The sequence below is a fragment of the Klebsiella sp. 141240 genome, from assembly GCF_050600805.1.
GTDB classification, from domain to species: domain Bacteria; phylum Pseudomonadota; class Gammaproteobacteria; order Enterobacterales; family Enterobacteriaceae; genus Klebsiella; species Klebsiella aerogenes.
On the sequence record NZ_JAQIRK010000027.1, the window covers coordinates 1 to 19268 of the forward strand.

19 protein-coding genes and 1 riboswitch are annotated in these 19268 nt (G+C 57.3%); of the genes, 11 read left to right on the plus strand and 8 right to left on the minus strand.

What is annotated here, in order from left to right:
- The first annotated feature begins 442 nt into the window (after positions 1-442).
- Positions 443-2032 carry a bifunctional phosphoribosylaminoimidazolecarboxamide formyltransferase/IMP cyclohydrolase gene (gene purH / locus PGQ95_RS24740; RefSeq protein ID WP_087859265.1) on the plus strand — a complete coding sequence of 530 codons (1590 nt, stop codon included), beginning with the start codon at positions 443-445 and terminating at the stop codon, positions 2030-2032.
- 15 nt (positions 2033-2047) lie between these two features.
- Positions 2048-3343 carry a phosphoribosylamine--glycine ligase gene (purD, locus tag PGQ95_RS24745; protein ID WP_213317952.1) on the plus strand — a complete coding sequence of 432 codons (1296 nt, stop codon included), beginning with the start codon at positions 2048-2050 and terminating at the stop codon, positions 3341-3343.
- Here the strand turns inward: purD and zraR are convergent.
- Together zraR and zraS are read right to left on the minus strand one after the other, a co-directional pair.
- Positions 3333-4664 carry a sigma-54-dependent response regulator transcription factor ZraR gene (gene zraR / locus PGQ95_RS24750; protein ID WP_430919711.1) on the minus strand — a complete coding sequence of 444 codons (1332 nt, stop codon included), beginning with the start codon at positions 4662-4664 and terminating at the stop codon, positions 3333-3335. The two genes, purD and zraR, sit on opposite strands and share 11 nt — an antisense overlap.
- Positions 4651-6036 carry a two-component system sensor histidine kinase ZraS gene (gene zraS / locus PGQ95_RS24755; protein ID WP_430919713.1) on the minus strand — a complete coding sequence of 462 codons (1386 nt, stop codon included), beginning with the start codon at positions 6034-6036 and terminating at the stop codon, positions 4651-4653. The genes zraR and zraS overlap by 14 nt, the downstream gene beginning before the upstream one ends.
- Before the next feature lie 260 nt (positions 6037-6296).
- On the opposite strand from zraS, the gene zraP reads away from it, so the two are divergent.
- Positions 6297-6734 carry a zinc resistance sensor/chaperone ZraP gene (gene zraP, locus PGQ95_RS24760; protein ID WP_113375059.1) on the plus strand — a complete coding sequence of 146 codons (438 nt, stop codon included), beginning with the start codon at positions 6297-6299 and terminating at the stop codon, positions 6732-6734.
- Positions 6735-6737: 3 nt separating this feature from the next.
- On the opposite strand, the gene PGQ95_RS24765 is transcribed toward zraP, so the two are convergent.
- The 6 genes from PGQ95_RS24765 to nudC all read right to left on the minus strand — a co-directional run bounded on the left by PGQ95_RS24765 (position 6738) and on the right by nudC (position 11097).
- Positions 6738-7430, minus strand: a complete 693-nt coding sequence (locus tag PGQ95_RS24765) for a DUF1481 domain-containing protein (RefSeq protein WP_015704017.1) — start codon at positions 7428-7430, stop codon at positions 6738-6740.
- Between the two features lie 12 nt (positions 7431-7442).
- Positions 7443-7715 carry a nucleoid-associated protein HU-alpha gene (gene hupA / locus PGQ95_RS24770; protein WP_002884342.1) on the minus strand — a complete coding sequence of 91 codons (273 nt, stop codon included), beginning with the start codon at positions 7713-7715 and terminating at the stop codon, positions 7443-7445.
- Between the two features lie 186 nt (positions 7716-7901).
- Positions 7902-8492, minus strand: coding sequence for a YjaG family protein (locus PGQ95_RS24775; protein WP_058674285.1), 591 nt, complete (start codon positions 8490-8492; stop codon positions 7902-7904).
- A 42-nt stretch (positions 8493-8534) separates the two neighbouring features.
- Complete coding sequence (nfi, locus tag PGQ95_RS24780; RefSeq protein WP_015704015.1) at positions 8535-9206, minus strand: deoxyribonuclease V; 672 nt, start codon at positions 9204-9206, stop codon at positions 8535-8537.
- A 12-nt stretch (positions 9207-9218) separates the two neighbouring features.
- Entirely contained in the window at positions 9219-10283 is a 1065-nt protein-coding gene (hemE, locus tag PGQ95_RS24785; RefSeq protein ID WP_015704014.1) for a uroporphyrinogen decarboxylase, read from the minus strand.
- A 40-nt stretch (positions 10284-10323) separates the two neighbouring features.
- On the minus strand, positions 10324-11097 hold the full coding sequence (gene nudC, locus PGQ95_RS24790) for an NAD(+) diphosphatase (RefSeq protein ID WP_271032413.1): 774 nt from the start codon (positions 11095-11097) through the stop codon (positions 10324-10326).
- A gap of 90 nt (positions 11098-11187) precedes the next feature.
- Between nudC and PGQ95_RS24795 the strand changes: the two genes are divergently transcribed.
- The 8 genes from PGQ95_RS24795 (at position 11188) to PGQ95_RS24830 (ending at position 19162) form a co-directional block, all read left to right on the plus strand.
- Positions 11188-11685, plus strand: a complete 498-nt coding sequence (locus PGQ95_RS24795) for an Rsd/AlgQ family anti-sigma factor (protein ID WP_047067104.1) — start codon at positions 11188-11190, stop codon at positions 11683-11685.
- Positions 11686-11737: 52 nt separating this feature from the next.
- Positions 11738-11862, plus strand: a riboswitch (TPP riboswitch).
- An 88-nt stretch (positions 11863-11950) separates the two neighbouring features.
- A complete protein-coding gene (thiC, locus tag PGQ95_RS24800; protein WP_430919715.1) occupies positions 11951-13846 on the plus strand; it encodes a phosphomethylpyrimidine synthase ThiC in 1896 nt (631 codons plus the stop codon).
- Positions 13846-14481 carry a thiamine phosphate synthase gene (gene thiE / locus PGQ95_RS24805; RefSeq protein ID WP_271032411.1) on the plus strand — a complete coding sequence of 212 codons (636 nt, stop codon included), beginning with the start codon at positions 13846-13848 and terminating at the stop codon, positions 14479-14481. The genes thiC and thiE overlap by 1 nt, the downstream gene beginning before the upstream one ends.
- Positions 14474-15229, plus strand: coding sequence for a HesA/MoeB/ThiF family protein (locus PGQ95_RS24810; RefSeq protein ID WP_113375057.1), 756 nt, complete (start codon positions 14474-14476; stop codon positions 15227-15229). The genes thiE and PGQ95_RS24810 overlap by 8 nt, the downstream gene beginning before the upstream one ends.
- The gene (gene thiS, locus PGQ95_RS24815) at positions 15213-15413 is read left to right on the plus strand and encodes a sulfur carrier protein ThiS (RefSeq protein ID WP_087859256.1); all 201 of its coding nucleotides are present in this window, start codon (positions 15213-15215) and stop codon (positions 15411-15413) included. The genes PGQ95_RS24810 and thiS overlap by 17 nt, the downstream gene beginning before the upstream one ends.
- Before the next feature lies 1 nt (position 15414).
- The gene (gene thiG / locus PGQ95_RS24820) at positions 15415-16185 is read left to right on the plus strand and encodes a thiazole synthase (protein WP_087859255.1); all 771 of its coding nucleotides are present in this window, start codon (positions 15415-15417) and stop codon (positions 16183-16185) included.
- Positions 16182-17315 (plus strand): 2-iminoacetate synthase ThiH, encoded by a 1134-nt coding sequence (thiH, locus tag PGQ95_RS24825; protein ID WP_316425535.1) that lies wholly within the window; start codon positions 16182-16184, stop codon positions 17313-17315. Before thiG ends, thiH begins: the two co-directional genes overlap by 4 nt.
- 314 nt (positions 17316-17629) lie before the next feature.
- A complete protein-coding gene (locus PGQ95_RS24830) occupies positions 17630-19162 on the plus strand; it encodes a sensor domain-containing diguanylate cyclase (RefSeq protein ID WP_430919718.1) in 1533 nt (510 codons plus the stop codon).
- Positions 19163-19268: the final 106 nt, after the last annotated feature.

Here is a 19268-nt window from a genome sequence, read left to right on the forward strand (position 1 = left end):
TACGCTTTCCTCTTTCAGAGTCAACCCTGAATTTCAGAATTTTTCTCTTCAACCGAACCGGCTGTTTGTGTGAAGTGATTCACATCCGCCGTGTCGATGGAGGCGCATTATAGGGAGTTCTCGAGCACCTGCAATAGAAAAATTGCAGAAAAATGACTGACTGCTGCATTCCCCAGCAAAACCCCGCTTTATACCCTTTTACACACAGAATTATCCACAGGCACACGGCAAAACACGGCTTAAACCCCGGTACATCCATTGCCATATAAGGAGAGAACCATCGGCTTAAAGAGAAAGATAAAAATTCGCGAGCGTTGCGCAAACGTTTTCGTTACAATGCCGCGCTATGACACGGATGCCCGGTTGGGTGCGTTAGGTGAGTTTTTAGGCAAAAACTCACCTAACGCTCTCTGTAATGTTCAAATCCTGGGGATTTAATACCATGCAACAACGTCGTCCAGTCCGCCGCGCCCTGCTCAGTGTTTCTGACAAGGCAGGTATCGTCGAATTCGCGCAGGCGCTTTCCGCTCGTGGTGTCGAGCTGCTGTCCACCGGCGGCACCGCTCGCCTGCTGGCAGATAAAGGCCTGCCGGTTACCGAAGTCTCTGACTACACCGGTTTCCCGGAAATGATGGATGGACGCGTGAAGACCCTGCATCCGAAAGTACACGGCGGCATCCTCGGTCGTCGCGGTCAGGATGACGGTATCATGCAGCAACACGATATCGCGCCTATCGATATGGTTGTCGTTAACCTTTACCCGTTCGCCCAGACCGTCGCTCGTGAAGGATGCTCGCTGGAAGACGCGGTGGAAAACATCGATATCGGCGGCCCGACTATGGTGCGCTCCGCAGCGAAGAACCATAAAGACGTCGCTATCGTGGTTAAGAGCAGCGACTACGACGCCATCATTAATGAGATGGACGCCAACGAAGGTTCCCTGACGCTGGACACCCGCTTCGATCTCGCCATTAAAGCCTTCGAACATACCGCCGCTTACGACAGCATGATCGCTAACTACTTTGGCAGCATGGTCCCGGCCTATCACGGTGAAAGCAAAGAAGCCGCTGGTCGTTTCCCGCGTACCCTGAATCTGAACTTCATTAAGAAGCAGGATATGCGCTACGGCGAAAACAGCCATCAGCAGGCTGCCTTCTATATAGAAGAGAATGTAAAAGAAGCTTCCGTAGCTACCGCCACCCAGTTGCAGGGCAAAGCGCTCTCCTATAACAACATTGCCGATACCGATGCGGCGCTGGAATGCGTAAAAGAGTTCAACGAACCGGCCTGCGTTATCGTTAAGCATGCCAACCCGTGCGGCGTTGCCGTTAGCGACTCGATCCTCGACGCCTACGATCGCGCTTACAAAACCGATCCAACCTCCGCATTCGGCGGCATCATCGCCTTTAACCGCGAGCTGGATGCTGAAACCGCGCAGGCGATCATCTCTCGCCAGTTCGTCGAAGTGATCATCGCGCCATCCGCTAGCGAAGAAGCGCTGAAAATCACCGCCGCTAAGCAGAACGTCCGCGTACTGGTCTGCGGCCAATGGGATACTCGCGTCGCGGGTCTCGATTTCAAACGTGTTAATGGCGGCCTGCTGGTTCAGGACCGCGATCTTGGTATGGTCACCGCGGGCGAACTGCGCGTGGTCAGCAAACGTCAGCCGAGCGAGCAAGAGCTGCGCGATGCGCTGTTCTGCTGGAAAGTGGCGAAATTCGTCAAATCCAACGCCATCGTTTATGCCAAAGATAATATGACCATCGGGATAGGCGCCGGTCAGATGAGCCGCGTCTACTCAGCGAAAATTGCCGGGATTAAAGCCGGTGACGAAGGTCTGGAAGTGAAAGGCTCCGCCATGGCTTCTGACGCCTTCTTCCCGTTCCGCGACGGCATTGATGCCGCAGCCGCAGTAGGCATCACCTGCGTTATCCAACCGGGCGGTTCTATCCGCGACGAAGAAGTGATTGCCGCCGCGGACGAACATGGTATCGCCATGATCTTCACCGACATGCGCCACTTCCGCCATTAATTCACGGAGCAGCAGATGAAAGTATTAGTAATCGGCAACGGCGGGCGTGAACACGCGCTGGCCTGGAAAGCGGCCCAGTCGCCGCTGGTTGATACCGTCTATGTCGCGCCGGGTAACGCGGGCACCGCGCTGGAGCCGGCGCTGCAAAACGTCGCCATCGGCGTCACCGATATTCCAGCCCTGCTACGTTTCGCGCAGGATGAGAAAATCGATCTGACGATCGTTGGCCCGGAAGCGCCGCTGGTCATTGGCGTAGTGGACGCGTTTCGTGCCGCTGGGCTCGCCATCTTCGGGCCAACCGAGGGCGCCGCGCAGTTGGAAGGTTCCAAAGCCTTCACCAAAGATTTCCTCGCTCGTCATCATATCCCGACGGCGGAATACCAGAACTTCACCGAAGTTGAACCTGCGCTGGCTTACCTGCGCGAGAAAGGCGCGCCGATCGTCATCAAAGCCGACGGTCTGGCGGCAGGTAAAGGCGTTATCGTGGCGATGACCCTTGAGGAAGCCGAAGCGGCGGTGAAAGATATGCTGGCCGGTAACGCCTTTGGCGATGCAGGCCACCGCATCGTGATTGAAGAATTCCTCGATGGCGAAGAAGCCAGCTTTATTGTCATGGTCGACGGCGAGCACGTCCTGCCGATGGCCACCAGCCAGGATCACAAGCGCGTCGGCAACGGCGATACCGGCCCGAACACCGGCGGCATGGGCGCTTACTCCCCGGCACCGGTAGTCACTGATGAAGTCCATCAGCGCACCATGGAGCGGATTATCTGGCCAACCGTTAAAGGTATGGCCGCTGAAGGAAACACCTATACCGGTTTCCTGTATGCCGGTCTGATGATAGACAAGCAGGGCAACCCGAAGGTTATTGAGTTCAACTGCCGCTTTGGCGATCCGGAAACCCAGCCGATCATGCTGCGCATGAAATCCGATCTGGTCGAGCTGTGCCTTGCCGCCTGCGCGGGCAAGCTGGACGAGAAAACTTCCGAGTGGGATGACCGCGCTTCGTTGGGCGTCGTGGTTGCCGCCGGCGGCTATCCGGGCAGCTACAACACGGGCGATGAGATCCACGGCCTGCCGCAGCAGGAAGCGGCAGACGGTAAAGTCTTCCACGCCGGCACCAAACTGTCTGACGACCAGCGCGTGGTCACCAACGGCGGGCGCGTACTGTGCGTCACCGCGCTGGGTGACACCGTGGCACAGGCGCAACAACGCGCCTATGAACTGCTGACCGATATTCGCTGGGACGGCAGCTTTAGCCGTAACGATATCGGCTGGCGCGCCATCGCGCGTGAGAAAACTAACGGCTGAGTTTTGCCAGCAGCGTTTTACGCGTAATGCCTAACTGACGGGCGGCTTCAGTTTTGTTGCCGCCCGTTTTTTCCAGCGCCGACAGTATGACTTCTTTTTCAACTTCCACTAATGGCTGAATCAGCGCCTCATCGTTGCTAGTGACCGGCAGCGGCGTGCCCGCTATCGCCAACGGCAGTTCACGCTCGGAAATATAGTCTCCGGTTAGCAGCACCACCGCCCGCTCCACCGCATTTTCCAGTTCGCGGATATTCCCCGGCCAACCGTAGTGAATCAACAGGTCCATCGCCTGCGGCGTAAATCCCTGCACCGTTTTACGATTACGTTCGGCATAGCGCTTAAGAAAGTGCTGCGCCAGTTGCGGAATATCTTCACGCCGCTGACGCAGCGGCGGCATATCAATGGTTACGACGTTCAGGCGGTAATAGAGATCCTGGCGAAAACGCCCGGCGCTCACCTCCTCCGCCAGATTACGATGGGTGGCGGCAATTAGCCGAACATCGACAGAAAGCGTCTGATTACTGCCAACTCGCTGCACTTCGCGTTCCTGGATCGCCCGCAGCAGACGCACCTGCATCAGCGGCGAGATATCGCCAATTTCATCAAGAAACAGCGTGCCGCCATCCGCCTCGACAAAACGCCCTTCCCGCCGCCGTTCCGCGCCGGTAAAAGCCCCTTTTTCATGGCCGAACAGCTCGGACTCCAGCAGCGACTCATTGAGCGCTGCGCAGTTTAGCGTCACCAGCGGCTTGTCGCGGCGCTCGCTGCAGGCGTGAATGGCGCGCGCCACCAGTTCTTTACCGGTCCCCGATTCGCCGCAGATCAGCACCGTCGCGTCCGAGGGCGCCACCAGCGTAATATTGTTGATAAGCGCCTGCATTGCCGGGCTATCGCCAATCATGCCCCATCGTAAATCTGACGAGGCGCTGAGATCGCTCTCGCTCTGCCGGGTGTGCGCCAGCGCCTGAACCAGCGTCTGCTGTAGAGTGTCAAAATCCAGTGGCTTGACCAGATAATCCAGCGCGCCCGACTTAATAGCCTCAACCGCCGTGCCGACGCTGGAGAACGCCGTCATGATCAATACCGGAATCGCCGGGTTATAGGCTTTGATCTCTTTTAATGTCGCGATACCGTCCATCTCCGCCATGCGGATATCGCACAGCACCAGGTCGAAGACCTGCCGATGGATCTGTTCTAACGCCTGCAGGCCGTTGTGGGCTAACGCCACTTGATAGCCCCAGCCACGCAGCAGCGCCTGCAGAATCGTGCAATGGCTGACGTCATCATCGACAACCAGAATCTGTACTTTATCGCTGCTCATCTTCCCTCCGTTGAGCATCCACCGGCAGCCAAAGCGTAAATATCGCTCCGGCCCCCGGCTGGCTTTCGGCGCGGATCGTCCCGCCATGTTGTTCGATAATATTCTGTACCACCGCCAGCCCCAGCCCTGTTCCGTCCGCCTTGGTGGTGAAATAAGGGGTGAAGATAGCCTGCAGCTCTTCATCGCTCATCCCCTTACCGCTATCCTTAACGACAATTTTCACACGTCGCCGCTCGGCTTCGCTTGCCGATACGCGAATGACGCCGTCACGGCCAATAGCCTGCATCGCATTCAAATACAGATTCAACAGCACCTGGTTGAGACGGTCAGGGTCGGCTTTAATCGAGGTTAATTCAGGGCGCGGAGTAAATTGCAGATCGATCCCGCGACTCTGCGCATCCTGGCTTACCAGCTGCAATGAGTGGTGAATAAGCGCGTTGATATCGACCGGCTGGTAGTTTAAATGGGCTGGACGAACCAGCTCCAACAGCTCACTGACGACCCGGTTCAGGCGATCGGCCTCTTTGGCCATCACCAGCGCTAACTCCTGCGCCTCACCGCCCGGCGGCGTACGCTCGGCAAAATACTTCGCCAGTCCTTTAATCGAAGAAAGTGGGTTGCGAATCTCATGCGCGACGCCAGCCGCCAGATGCCCAAGGGCCATCAGTTTTTCTTTGCGGGCCATCGCCTCCTGCAGCTGCTGGCGTGAACGACGGTAGCGGCGGAACCAGAACTGAGCGAGAATCGTCGCGACGATGACCAGCGCCGCGGCCACCAACATGATCATCATGTTACGCAAGCCGCGAGCCTGCGCCGCATCCAGCTCGCGGCTATCAAAGGCGATAAAAATCACCTGTGGAACATTGGGCTGAGCCAGCGCGCTGTTGCAGCGCTTCATCATCCCCATATGGTGACCACGAGCAGGGTTGAGCGGGCGGAACTGGCGATAAATCTCCAGCGCCGGTTGCGGCTCGGCAAGCCGACGCCAGCGCTCCTGTTCGCCCACCTTGAGTTCACGCATTTGCGCAGGACTGTACAGCGCCTTATCCACCTGCTGCGGATCGCTGTGGGCGATAATTTTACCGTTTTCATCGGTCACCGCGAACCACAGCACACCGGGCTGCCAGGCCATCTCCTCCAGCAACGCCTGCAGCTGCGCATGATGCATCCGCATCCCCATGCCGACACGCGTGCCGGACTCCAGCGCACGGATCAGCACACCGCCCTTCTCTTCGATATTTTGCCGGGCGGCGGCGGTCTCCCGGCCATAATCGCGGACGATCATCGCGGAAAAAAGAATAACCAACAAGACGACCGAGCCGGTCAGTAACCAGCTCAGGGAGTCCCGGGAAAATGAGGTAATGCGCGGCATGGGCGGGTCCTTATCGTGTCCTTATTCGCTATCACCAGGATCCATCAGCAGAAATCATGCCATTTTTCCACACCGTGAAACCTGTCCTCAGACATATCGCTGGTGATTTAGCGAGTAAAAATGACTCGCTGACTCCAGCCGCAACGGGTCATTTTTACTCGCCAGAGTCACGTTTGCCGCGGGCCGGCCAGTATTGACGCGCTTTTTCAGGCTGGCATGGAAGATGCAACACAGAGGGAAACCACACAGGAGATCACGCTATGAAACGGAAACCGACTTTATCCCTCGTCCTCGTGGCGCTTGCCGCACTGACCTTTGGCAGTCACGCGGCCTGGGCTGGACATCACTGGGGCTACAATAACGGAATGGGCGCGCAGGGCTACAGCCAGCTCACCCAGGAACAGCAAGCGACCGTGCAGAAGCTACATGACAATTACTATGCGCAAACCAGCGCCCTGCGCCAGCAGTTGCAGTCCAAACGCTACGAGTACAATGCGCTGCTTACTGCGCCAAAACCAGAAAGCGGAAAAATTGAGGCCGTGGCGAAGGAAATGGAAACGTTAAGCCAGCAGTTGGATCAGCAGAGGGTAAAATTTGATATCGCCCTGGCTGAAGCAGGCGTTCCTCGCGGCGCGGGTATGGGTTACGGCGGCTGCCGCGGTAATGGCAGTGGTCATATGGGCATGAACCACTGGTAAAACTCAGAACGATTTTTCGCTCGGCTGCCAGGTACAGAAGTTTTCATTAGCCACCAGCAGCAGCTGAGCGCCTTCCGGTGCTTCCAGCCACGCCACGCTCACCTCTACGGAGGAGTGATTCTGGCGGCGTTCAATATGCGCTAATGCCCGCTCATCAAGGTCAGGCTTCACGGTCTGGCCTTCACAGGTAGTCACGGTACGATCGGCATGCCAGCGTCCCTGTCGTAATACCACTCGTCCTTGACGCAAGGCGTCGCTGGTTTCGCGGATTTGCTGCGCCCGATAGCGGTACAGCGCGACCTGGTCGTTGGAAAGCTGCTGTTTTTCACCATCTACTTCCCGCTGCATAAAGCTCAGCTCGCCTTGGGCGTCAAAGCGGGCGCGAATATGTTCCGGCGGTTTGCCGTACACATTGAGTTCAATAAGCGTTAGTTGGCCATCCTGCCAGCGGTACTCGCTGGTTGAGGTGTCGCCGCGGTGCCACGGACTAAAGGCGGCAAGCAGGTGCACTTCATCGCCGGCATCTTTGCGCCAGATGCGCATCGCGCCCTGGTTATCGGCGTAGCCGCTGGCGGTAAAAGGCGGTAGAGAGGAGTCATGACTGCAGGCAGTGAGCAATAGCGCGCCTGCCAGCGTCAGCGTGCGACGCCAGTTAGACAAAAGGGGCTTAAAAGCCCCTTCGTTAAAACTGGACACTGCCACGCGGTCTTACTTGACTGCGTCTTTCAGCGCTTTGCCAGAAACAAATGCTGGCACGTTAGCTGCAGCGATTTTGATTTCTTTACCGGTCTGCGGGTTGCGGCCAGTACGCTCAGCACGGTGGTTCACTTTGAAGGTACCGAAACCAACCAGTTGAACAGCATCACCTTCTTTCAGAGACTCGGTAATTGCAGCCAGGGTGGATTCCAGGGCAGCTTTTGCCTGTGCTTTAGACAGGTCAGCTTTGTCCGCAATTACATCAATCAGTTGAGTCTTGTTCATAAGTTATCCTTACAATGTGTTTATCGCTTGCTAAGCATCGAGTGCGACGGAAATGCCAGAAAAGCACTCTCCTGCATACACGCACCGATAGCCACTTTTTTTCGCCCCCCAAATGTAGACCAGACAGGGGGCGGAATGGAAGTCTTCAGACGCTACAATTCAGGCGGTAAATCACGTTTTGTGGTCTCATTGCTGAAAATTTATACCAATATTGCTTTCGCCGGCCTCTCGCAGGTCTGCGCGCAGCCCTTTAATCAGTTCAAGATCGCGTTCTTCGCAGTCGGCCAACAGGCGGAAAATCTCCCACTGAATGTCCCATTCTTGTTCAACCGCCGGGTTGACTCTGAGCTCTTCATCGGTCATTTCGCGACCTTCCTGGGTCATTTCCAGCATCGCGACGGTAGTAATGGAAGTCTTACTGACCTCGATAGCATGTTCCAGCGTTTCACCGCTCAGGCGTGAGTGGATTAATTCGCTCAGCGCGACGCAGGCATCGATAGCCGGATAGACGCCGTACATGTCGTAGTCATCTGCGGACGGAATCGCCTCTTCCAGCTTTTCCAGCTGACTATCGAAATTCACCTTCGCATCTTTTACCGTCAGCGTTTCCCAGATCAGGTCAAGGATACGACGATATAACTGGCCGTCGCCAAACTCAGTTTGCTTGCAGAACATGGCGTAGTTGGGGTACATACGCTCGCACAGGCAGGCCATAAAGGTGACGTGCTGCCAGCTCTCCAGTTTCTCCAGGCGCAGGTGAATCGGGTTTTGTAACATGATGAATTCTCGAAGTCAGAAATTAGGCGCAGTGTACCTGAATCAGCCGTGATTTGCTTGCCAACGCACAAAGGAAGGCCGACGGGACGCCACGGCATCGGCCCAGCGCGTCGGCTCGGGTAGCCGATAGCCCTGCATACAGCGTTCCACCCACATTAACGCGCTATCGATACCTACGCGGTGGCCGGTACTGATAAACAGTGGGTTGCAGCGTGCTTTGCTGCGCCAGACCCAGGCCAGCTGGTCGCCTTTGTCGATTAATGGCGCCAGCGCGCCGGGCTCGGCGCCGAGCGGTTCAAACTTGCCGCATAAACGTTTTTTCGCTACGCCAATCGTTGGCACATCAACCATCAGGCCAAAATGGCTGGCGACGCCAAGCCGCCGGGGATGTGAAATACCGTGGCCATCGACGAACAACAGATCGGGCTTTTGCGATAGCTGTTGCCACGCCGCCAGCAGCGCGGGGGTCTCGCGAAAGGAGAGAAAGCCGGGGATGTACGGCATCGTGGTGGCGACGCGCGCCACCTGATACTCCACCAGTTCAAGCCCCGGATAAGTTAGCAGCACCATCGCAGCTCGGGTAATTTCCCCCTCCTGCTCAAACCCCACATCGGCGCCGCCGATCAGCACCGGCGGGTCGCGATCCAATCGGTCCGCGCGTTCTACCGACGCAGCTAAAGATTGCTGTTGGGTCCGTAGCGCAGCTAAATCCATCATGCTTATCTCCTATTGGTGATATTGCGCGGAGAGACGATGCACCGCCTCAACAAAGACTCCTGCATGCTGTGGGTCGACGTCCTGATGGATGCCGTGGCCAAGGTTAAAGACATGGCCTTCGCCCTGGCCGAAGCCGGCGAGAATGTTAGCCACTTCGTCTTCAATACGGGCGGCAGGCGCATAAAGCATCGACGGGTCCATATTGCCCTGAAGCGCCACTTTGTGGCCTACGCGACGGCGAGCGTCGGCAATATCGGTGGTCCAGTCGAGACCCAGCGCATCGCAGCCGGTCTCCGCCATCGCTTCCAGCCATTGTCCGCCGCCTTTGGTGAACAGCGTCACCGGTACGCGACGACCTTCGTTTTCCCGCAGCAGGCCATCGACGATTTTATGCATGTAGTAGAGCGAGAACTGCTGATAGTCGCGGCCGGTCAACACGCCGCCCCAGGTGTCGAAAATCATCACCGACTGCGCGCCCGCTTTGATCTGCGCGTTCAGATACAGGGTGACGCTTTTCGCCAGCTTGTCCAGCAGCGCGTGCAGGGCCTGCGGTTCGGCGTACATCATCTTTTTGATGACGGTAAAGGCTTTGCTGCTGCCGCCTTCAACCATGTAGGTCGCCAGCGTCCACGGGCTGCCGGAAAAACCAATCAGCGGCACTTCGCCTTTCAGTTCACGGCGAATAGTGCGCACGGCGTTCATCACGTAGCCTAATTCTTGTTCCGGGTCCGGCACCGGCAGTTTGTCAACGTCGGCTTTGCATTTCACCGGCGAAGTGAAGCGCGGGCCTTCGCCAGCTTCAAAGTACAGCCCCAGCCCCATCGCATCCGGAATGGTCAGGATGTCCGAAAAGAGGATCGCTGCATCCAGCGGGTAACGGCGCAGCGGCTGTAGCGTCACTTCGCAGGCCAGCTCGGCATTTTTACACAGCGACATGAAATCGCCCGCTTGCGCGCGGGTGGCTTTATATTCCGGGAGATAGCGGCCCGCCTGGCGCATCATCCACACCGGGGTGACATCAACCGGCTGGCGCAGCAGCGCACGCAGGTAACGATCGTTTTTCAGTTCGGTCATTTTTACATTCCTTTAGCGTTGATGCGCCCAGTGTAACATGTCACTCGTACTCTGCCCGACACATCGCCACCGTATCTTCGATCAGGCGTCGCGCTACGGTGCCCGGCGGCGGCAGTAGCGGCAAATCGTCATAGCGATACCACTCTGCGCTCAGCAGCTCTTTTTTATCCACGACAATATCGCCGCTATCGTATTCAGCCATAAAGGCGGTCATCAGTGATTGCGGGAAGGGCCACGGCTGGGAGGTCACATAGCGTAGGTTTTTCACCTTAATTCCACTCTCTTCCATCACTTCGCGGGCGACCGCCTGCTCAAGGGTTTCGCCCACTTCGACAAACCCGGCCAACACCGTATGGACACCATTACGATGGCGTGTATGCTGCGCCAGCAGAATTGAATCGTCGCGACGAATGGCGACGATAATGCAGGGGGCAATTTGCGGATAATAGCGCTCGCGGCAGTGGCCGCACAGCATCGCCCACTCGGTTTTACTGACATGCATCGGGTGGCCGCAGTAGCCGCAGAATTTATGCGATCGATAAAACTCGGCCAACTGGATCCCGCGCCCTGCCAGTTGGAAAAGCCCAGGATCCTGATCCAATATCTGGCGCAGCGATCCCATATCATGGCGACGATCCTGGCGCACCAGCCACACCGCTTCGCCTTGCCACTCGCCGAGATGTAGCGCGCGTTCACCGACAAGATCAAAATTTACCGCTTCGCCATGTGGTAATTCCCCTGCGGGAAGCCATAATTTTTGTTCGTGACTGACGATCCACCAGCCGCGATCTAATTTTTCAATAATACGATCCATATCTATTGCGCTACCTTCGTTTTACTGGCACTTTTAACATTATATTTACATTTGCTGAGCAACGTTATTTTTAATCTTGCGGAGTCAATCATGTTAAACCAGCTGGAAAACCTGACGGAACGTGTTGGAGGCAATAACAAACTGGTCGATCGCTGGCTGCTTGTGCGTAAGCATTTGCTCGTGGCTTACTACAACCTGGTTGGCCTGAAACCCGGCAAAGAGTCCTTTATGCGGCTTAATGAAAAGGCGCTGGATGACTTTTGCCAAAGCCTGGTGGATTACCTCTCATCCGGTCATTTTAATATTTATGAACGTATTATCGGAGAAATGGAAGGGAGTACCCCTCTTTTAGCCGCCACCAAAATCTACCCGCAGCTGGAAGCCAATACCCAGCAGATGATGGACTACTACGATACCTGCCTCGAAAACGCCATCGATCATGATAACTATCTCGAATTTCAGCAGGCGCTGTCAGATATCGGCGAATCGCTGGAGGCGCGCTTCGCGCTTGAGGACAAGCTGCTGGCGCTGGTCGTCGCTCACGATCGGAAAGACAACGTTGGCGACAATATCGCGCCGACCGCTTGAGTTGTGAACCGTTAACGAGTAATTTACATACATTATCCCTCTGCGGAGGGATTTCATCTTGTCGGAGTGCCTATTTTCCACACGAAAACTAAAGTGGAAAAGGCTGAGACCGTTTATTCGGGATCCGCGGAACCTGATCAGGCTAATACCTGCGAAGGGAACAAGAGTAAACTGCTGGTCGCACCTGCCCGTTACGGGCTGGTCGCATCTGTTACTCCATCCGTCGTCTGACAAGCCATCTCCTTTTTTGTAACTGGAATGCGCTATGTCTACTACCAAACTGACCCGCCGGGAACAACGCGAACACGCGCAGCGATTTATTGATACGCTGGAAGGTACCGCTTTTCCTAATTCTCGCCGCATCTACATTCACGGCTCACAGGCCGATATCCGCGTCCCAATGCGTGAAATTCAGCTCAGCCCGACGCTCATCGGCGGTGATAACGATAACCCTCAGTACGAAGCCAACGAACCGATACCGGTGTATGACACCTCCGGACCTTATGGCGACCCGGAGATCAACATCGATGTCCGCCAGGGGCTGGCCAAACTACGCCAACCGTGGATCGACGCGCGTAACGACTGCGCGCCGCTTAGCGAACGCAGCTCGGCTTACACTAAAGCGCGGCTGGCCGACGATGGCCTTGATGAACTGCGCTTCGGCGGCCTGCTGACCCCTAAACGCGCCGTCGCTGGCAAATGCGTGACGCAACTACACTACGCCCGTCAGGGGATCGTCACCCCGGAGATGGAATTCATCGCCATTCGCGAAAACATGGGCCGCGAGCGTATCCGCAGCGAGGCGCTGCGCCAGCAGCATGCCGGAGAAGGCTTTGGCGCCCGCCTGCCGGACAACATTACCGCCGAATTCGTCCGCGATGAAGTCGCTGCCGGGCGGGCCATCATCCCGGCCAATATCAATCACCCGGAATCTGAGCCGATGATTATCGGCCGCAACTTCCTGGTGAAAGTGAATGCCAATATCGGCAACTCGGCGGTGACCTCTTCCATCGAAGAAGAGGTCGAGAAGCTGGTCTGGTCAACCCGCTGGGGCGCCGACACGGTAATGGACCTCTCCACCGGCCGCTATATCCACGAGACCCGCGAATGGATCCTGCGCAACAGCCCGGTGCCGATTGGTACCGTCCCGATTTACCAGGCGTTGGAGAAGGTCAACGGCATTGCCGAGAACCTGACTTGGGAAGCCTTCCGCGATACCCTGCTGGAACAGGCCGAACAGGGCGTCGACTACTTCACGATTCATGCCGGGGTGCTGCTGCGTTACGTGCCGATGACCGCGAAGCGGCTGACCGGTATCGTCTCGCGCGGCGGTTCGATCATGGCCAAGTGGTGCCTGTCGCATCATCAGGAAAACTTCCTCTACCAGCACTTCCGCGAAATCTGTGAAATCTGCGCCGCCTATGACGTGTCGCTGTCCCTCGGCGATGGTCTGCGCCCCGGCTCGATTCAGGATGCCAACGACGAGGCGCAGTTCGCCGAGCTGCATACGCTGGGCGAGCTGACTAAAATCGCCTGGGAGTATGACGTTCAGGTGATGATTGAAGGCCCCGGCCACGTGCCGATGCAGATGATTCGCCGCAATATGACCGAAGAACTGGAGCACTGCCACGAAGCGCCGTTCTACACGCTGGGGCCGCTCACCACCGACATCGCGCCGGGCTATGATCATTTCACTTCCGGTATCGGCGCGGCAATGATTGGCTGGTTTGGCTGCGCCATGCTGTGCTACGTCACGCCAAAAGAACATCTCGGCTTGCCCAACAAAGAGGATGTAAAACAGGGGCTGATTACCTATAAAATCGCCGCCCACGCTGCCGACCTCGCTAAAGGCCACCCCGGGGCGCAGATCCGCGACAACGCGATGTCCAAAGCGCGTTTCGAATTCCGCTGGGAAGACCAGTTCAACCTCGCGCTCGATCCCTTTACCGCGCGGGCCTATCACGATGAAACCCTGCCGCAGGAATCCGGCAAAGTCGCCCACTTCTGCTCCATGTGCGGGCCGAAATTCTGTTCGATGAAAATCACCCAGGAGGTCCGCGACTACGCCGCGAAGCAAAGTATCGAGGCCGGCATGGCCGATATGTCGAATAACTTCCGCGCCCGCGGCGGTGAAACCTACCTGAAAAAGGAAAATGCCTGATGTACCAGCCTGACTTTCCGCCCGTACCGTTTCGTCTCGGGCTTTATCCGGTTGTCGATAGCGTGACATGGATTGAGCGCCTGCTGGAAGCCGGCGTGCGCACCATTCAGTTGCGGATCAAGGACCAGCGCGACAGCGATGTGGAGGATGACGTCATCGCCGCCATCGCGCTTGGCCGCCGCTATCACGCGCGACTGTTTATCAATGATTACTGGCAACTGGCGATTAAGCACCAGGCGTACGGAGTACATCTGGGACAAGAGGACCTGGAAACCACCGACCTGAGCGCCATCCGTAAAGCCGGACTGCGCCTTGGCGTCTCCACCCACGACGACATGGAAATTGACGTCGCGCTGGCGGCGCGCCCTTCCTACATCGCGCTGGGCCACGTCTTCCCGACACAAACCAAACAGATGCCTTCGGCGCCGCAGGGCCTCGAACAGCTTGCCGGGCATATTCATCGTCTGGCCGATTATCCGACGGTAGCGATCGGCGGCATCAGTCTGGAAAAAGCGCCGGGCGTACTGGCCACCGGCGTCGGCAGCATCGCGGTCGTCAGCGCCATTACCCAGGCAACAGACTGGCGGGCTGCCACAGCACAACTGTTAGCGCTGGCGGGAGCAGGCGATGAATGATCACGACTTCATGCGCTACAGCCGCCAGCTATTGCTGGAAGATATCGCCATCGAGGGACAGCAGAAACTGTTAGCCAGCCGGGCGCTGATTATCGGCCTGGGCGGCTTAGGTTCGCCGGCGGCGCTATATCTGGCGGGGGCCGGCGTCGGGACGCTGACCCTGGCCGATGACGACGCGGTACATCTCAGCAACCTGCAGCGGCAAATTCTGTTCACCAGCGACGATATCGACCAGCCAAAAGCCGCGGCGGCAAAGACGCGGCTCAACCAACTCAATCCGCAAATCCGCCTCGTAGCGCTACAGCAGCGTTTAAGCGGCGAGGCGCTGCGCGCCGAAGTGGCGAAAGCCGACGTGGTGCTGGACTGTACCGATAACATGATCGCCCGCCAGGCGATTAACGCCGCCTGCGTAGCCCTTGAGACGCCGCTGGTAACCGCCAGCGCCGTCGGCTTCGGCGGCCAGTTGATGGTGCTGACGCCGCCGTGGGCGCAGGGCTGCTACCGCTGCCTGTGGCCGGACACCGCCGAACCGCAACGTAACTGCCGCACTGCGGGGATCGTCGGTCCGGTCGTCGGCATGATGGGAACGCTGCAGGCGCTGGAGGCCATAAAGCTCCTTAGCGGCATGGCGACGCCACGCAACACGCTACGGCTGTTTGACGCCCGTACCAGCAACTGGCGCAACCTTGCGCTGCAAAAGGCCCAGGGCTGCCCGGTATGCGGAGGCCATGATGCAAATCTGGTTTAACGACGAACCGTTGGAATGCGCGGACAACCTCAGCGTAAGCGCCCTGCTCAGTCAACTGGAACAGCTCCAGCCGGGCGTTGCGCTGGCGCTCAATCAACACATCCTGCCACGCGAACGGTGGGAAGATCATCTCTTGCAGGAAGGCGATCGGGTCCTGCTTTTTCAGGTTATCGCCGGAGGCTGATATGTTACGTATTGCTGATAAGACATTTGAATCCCACCTTTTTACCGGAACCGGCAAATTCGCCGCCCCAGAGGTGATGGTCGAGGCGATTCGCGCCTCGGGAAGCCAGTTGGTGACGCTGGCGATGAAGCGCGTCGATTTACGCCAGCATAATGACGCGATTCTCGCGCCGCTGCTGGCGGCGGGCGTTAACCTGCTGCCGAATACCTCAGGCGCCAAGACGGCGGAAGAAGCGGTTTTTGCCGCCCGCCTGGCGCGGGAAGCCTTAGGCACCCACTGGCTGAAACTGGAGATCCACCCGGACGCCCGCTGGCTACTGCCTGACCCCATTGAAACCCTGAAGGCGGCGGAGCTGCTGGTGCGCGAAGGGTTTGTCGTCCTGCCCTATTGCGGCGCCGACCCGGTCCTGTGCAAACGGCTGGAAGAGGTCGGCTGCGCGGCGGTGATGCCGCTGGGCGCGCCGATAGGCTCCAACCAAGGGCTGGAAACCAAAGCCATGCTGGAGATTATTATCGAACAGGCGACGGTACCGGTGGTGGTTGATGCCGGGATTGGCGTGCCAAGCCACGCGGCGCAGGCGCTGGAGATGGGCGCTGATGCGGTACTGGTCAACACCGCCATTGCCGTCGCCGACGATCCTGTCGCCATGGCTCGCGCCTTCCGCATGGCGGTCGATGCCGGATTGCTGGCGCGTCAGGCCGGACCGGGAACGCGCAGTACTCAGGCGCAGGCCACCAGCCCGCTGACCGGCTTTCTGGAGGCGCTGGCATGAAAACTTTTAGCGATCGTTGGCGGCAGCTGGAGTGGGATGACATCCGCCTGCGTATCAACAGCAAAACCGCCGCCGACGTCGAACGGGCGCTGGCGACAAAGCAGCTCACCCGCGATGATATGATGGCTCTGCTCTCTCCTGCCGCGGCCGATTACCTTGAACCGCTGGCCCAACGCGCGCAGCGCCTCACCCGCCAGCGCTTCGGCAACACCGTCAGTTTTTACGTACCGCTGTATTTGTCCAACCTGTGCGCCAACGACTGTACCTACTGCGGCTTCTCAATGAGTAATCGCATTAAGCGCAAGACGCTGGATGCAGCAGAGATTGCCCGCGAATGCGCCGCGATCCGCGAATTAGGCTTTGAGCATTTGTTACTGGTCACCGGCGAACATCAGAGTAAGGTCGGAATGGATTATTTCCGCCAGCACCTGCCAGCCATCCGCCGCCAGTTTGCCTCGCTGCATATGGAAGTGCAGCCGATGGCGACCGACGAGTATGCCGAACTAAAAACGCTGGGGCTTGATGGGGTGATGGTCTATCAGGAGACCTACCATGAAGGCATGTATGCCCAGCACCACTTGAAAGGTAAAAAGCAGGATTTCTTCTGGCGTCTGGATACGCCGGATCGGCTGGGCGAAGCGGGGATCGACAAGATCGGCCTCGGCGCGCTCATTGGTCTTTCCGACAGCTGGCGGGTGGACTGCTTTATGGTCGCCGAACATCTGCTGTGGCTACAGCAGCGCTACTGGCGCAGCCGCTACTCTATCTCCTTCCCGCGTTTACGCCCTTGCGCCGGAGGCATTACGCCAGCCTCATTAATGGACGAACGTCAGCTGGTGCAGACGATTTGCGCTTTCCGCCTGCTGGCGCCGGAGGTTGAGCTGTCGCTATCGACCCGTGAATCACCGTGGTTCCGCGACCGGGTGATCCCGCTGGCGATTAACAACGTTAGCGCGTTCTCCAAAACCCAGCCCGGCGGCTACGCCGACGATCATCCGGAACTTGAGCAATTTGCGCCACACGACGATCGCCGCCCTGAAGAGGTCGCCAGCGCGCTGACCGCCCGTGGCCTGCAGCCGGTATGGAAAGACTGGGATAGCTGGCTGGGACGCGCCTCGCAATCATCATAAAGCATGCTGCAAGCAGCTGATTATTTCGCGTGCCTGCACGAGAGATGAAAAACGGAGGCTCGCCGAACTGCCGTCGTTTTTCTATTCTGCCCTGGTCAGCAGCGGACGCTGACCAGGGCGAATTTTTCTTTCCTCTCTTCGCCCTGCCTCTACCGTCCGCACTGCCGCAAACATATTGTTATCGAATATTAATCACGATGCTGAGCGCACTCAGCGTTATAATTTAGCGATAGTTACCTGATTCGCTAAGCAGGCATGCTGGCTTAACCTGCGTCTAAACCCACGGTTTATAAATCCCGGACGATTAACAACTTATGGCACGCCACAACAGAAAGCTCTCTTTTACTACGCCGATCGTAGTGGGGTTTGCGGGGATTTTGCTCAGTTTTTTACTGATCGCAATCTTTGTTACCGCGACGCAAAAGAAAAACTTTCTTGAAGATTATCATCATATTAACCGTAACTTCACCCATAACCTTGCGGTGAACTACACCGAATCGCTGCTGCGCGAGAATGACTACATTCTGGCGCGCGCGACGAAATACTTTGCCCGTGACGATGCGCTCAATATCGCCGTAAATGTCAATCCGCAAAAGGGTCTGGACGACTTGATGCGTCTGCAGGAGCTGATGCCGACGGTCTCCTCCATTTCGCTTGCCGATACTCTCGGCCATTATCTGCGCGCTCCCGAAGTGATGGAAGGCGATGAGAGCCGCACGTTTGATCCAAAAACGCGCCCCTGGTTTATTCGTCAGGCGGAAGCCAGTACATTCAGTCTCTATACCAGTCCCTATCTGGATTACTTCACCCACCATCCTACCGTTACCGTCTACCGGCCTGTCATTTCACCGCAGGGGAGGCTCAAAGGTAGCCTGGCGTTTCATATGGATCTGACCTCGATGGGCTACGCGTTACGGCAGATTGTCTCGCCGGTACAGGGGGAGTTTTTTGTCGTACAACGCGACGGCAAAGTGGTGATCCATCCCGATACCGGCGCGCTATTTAAAACCTACGTTAGCGCGGAACTGATGGACAAAATGACCAGCGCGGAAGGCCAGCTTTATGATGAGGAACATAAGGCCTGGTACTACTACTATTCCTTTACCAACCCCGACTGGTTCGTTATTTTCCGCGTCACCGACGCCACCCTTGCCGACCTGACGCGCTATGAAACCGATATTGTCGCCTGGGGTTTCGCCCTCGCCGCCATTGTCATCGTCCTGTTCGGGCTGTATCTGCGCCACGCTTCGCGTACCGTACTGATGAACATCATTAACGCCATTAAGACCGGCGACGTCAAACGCGCGCCGCGGCTGGAAGCCATGCTCAGCAAGGCTATCGAGAGCAATAAGCAGCGCGAGCTCACCTATGTCCGCCAGGCCACCATCGATGCGCTAACCGGCTGCAAAAACCGTCGCGCCTTCGACAGCGATATCGCCGCGCTGATGAACGATCACCAGCCTTTCGCCCTCGCGTTGGTCGATATCGATAACTTTAAATCAATTAACGATACCTGGGGCCATCTCAATGGCGACATCGTGCTGCGCAACGTCGCGCGTGAAGGGATACAGATCCTGCAGCCGCAGGAGATCTCGCTTTACCGCTACGGCGGCGAAGAGTTTGCCGTCATCTTCCCTGCCGAACATATCGACAACGCGCTCACCATTCTGGAGAGCTGGCGTCTTAACGTTGCCAGCCGAACCTGGCGCGAAGAAGGATTAACCGTCACCTTTAGCGCCGGCCTCGGGGAATGGAATATGGAGCCGCTGGAAAAACTGGTCGTTAGCGTGGATGAAGCGTTGTATAAGGCCAAACAGCAGGGCAAGAACCGAATCGTTCGCGCCTGAGCATAACTCCCTGATAGCCCGCTTTTGCGGGCCTTTTTATCTCTGCCGCTGCAAAATTGAAACCGGTTTCATTTTTTGTGATGTTTTACACACAATCATGGTGAAG

Bases quoted from the DNA above. Each gene is read 5' to 3' on its own strand.
- purH (WP_087859265.1), top strand. From the start codon at position 443: ATGCAACAACGTCGTCCAGTCCGCCGCGCCCTGCTCAGTGTTTCTGAC.
- purD (WP_213317952.1), top strand. From the start codon at position 2,048: ATGAAAGTATTAGTAATCGGCAACGGCGGGCGTGAACACGCGCTGGCC.
- zraR (WP_430919711.1), bottom strand. From the start codon at position 4,664: ATGAGCAGCGATAAAGTACAGATTCTGGTTGTCGATGATGACGTCAGC.
- zraS (WP_430919713.1), bottom strand. From the start codon at position 6,036: ATGCCGCGCATTACCTCATTTTCCCGGGACTCCCTGAGCTGGTTACTG.
- zraP (WP_113375059.1), top strand. From the start codon at position 6,297: ATGAAACGGAAACCGACTTTATCCCTCGTCCTCGTGGCGCTTGCCGCA.
- hupA (WP_002884342.1), bottom strand. From the start codon at position 7,715: ATGAACAAGACTCAACTGATTGATGTAATTGCGGACAAAGCTGACCTG.
- PGQ95_RS24775 (WP_058674285.1), bottom strand. From the start codon at position 8,492: ATGTTACAAAACCCGATTCACCTGCGCCTGGAGAAACTGGAGAGCTGG.
- nfi (WP_015704015.1), bottom strand. From the start codon at position 9,206: ATGGATTTAGCTGCGCTACGGACCCAACAGCAATCTTTAGCTGCGTCG.
- hemE (WP_015704014.1), bottom strand. From the start codon at position 10,283: ATGACCGAACTGAAAAACGATCGTTACCTGCGTGCGCTGCTGCGCCAG.
- nudC (WP_271032413.1), bottom strand. From the start codon at position 11,097: ATGGATCGTATTATTGAAAAATTAGATCGCGGCTGGTGGATCGTCAGT.
- PGQ95_RS24795 (WP_047067104.1), top strand. From the start codon at position 11,188: ATGTTAAACCAGCTGGAAAACCTGACGGAACGTGTTGGAGGCAATAAC.
- thiC (WP_430919715.1), top strand. From the start codon at position 11,951: ATGTCTACTACCAAACTGACCCGCCGGGAACAACGCGAACACGCGCAG.
- thiE (WP_271032411.1), top strand. From the start codon at position 13,846: ATGTACCAGCCTGACTTTCCGCCCGTACCGTTTCGTCTCGGGCTTTAT.
- PGQ95_RS24810 (WP_113375057.1), top strand. From the start codon at position 14,474: ATGAATGATCACGACTTCATGCGCTACAGCCGCCAGCTATTGCTGGAA.
- thiS (WP_087859256.1), top strand. From the start codon at position 15,213: ATGCAAATCTGGTTTAACGACGAACCGTTGGAATGCGCGGACAACCTC.
- thiG (WP_087859255.1), top strand. From the start codon at position 15,415: ATGTTACGTATTGCTGATAAGACATTTGAATCCCACCTTTTTACCGGA.
- thiH (WP_316425535.1), top strand. From the start codon at position 16,182: ATGAAAACTTTTAGCGATCGTTGGCGGCAGCTGGAGTGGGATGACATC.
- PGQ95_RS24830 (WP_430919718.1), top strand. From the start codon at position 17,630: ATGGCACGCCACAACAGAAAGCTCTCTTTTACTACGCCGATCGTAGTG.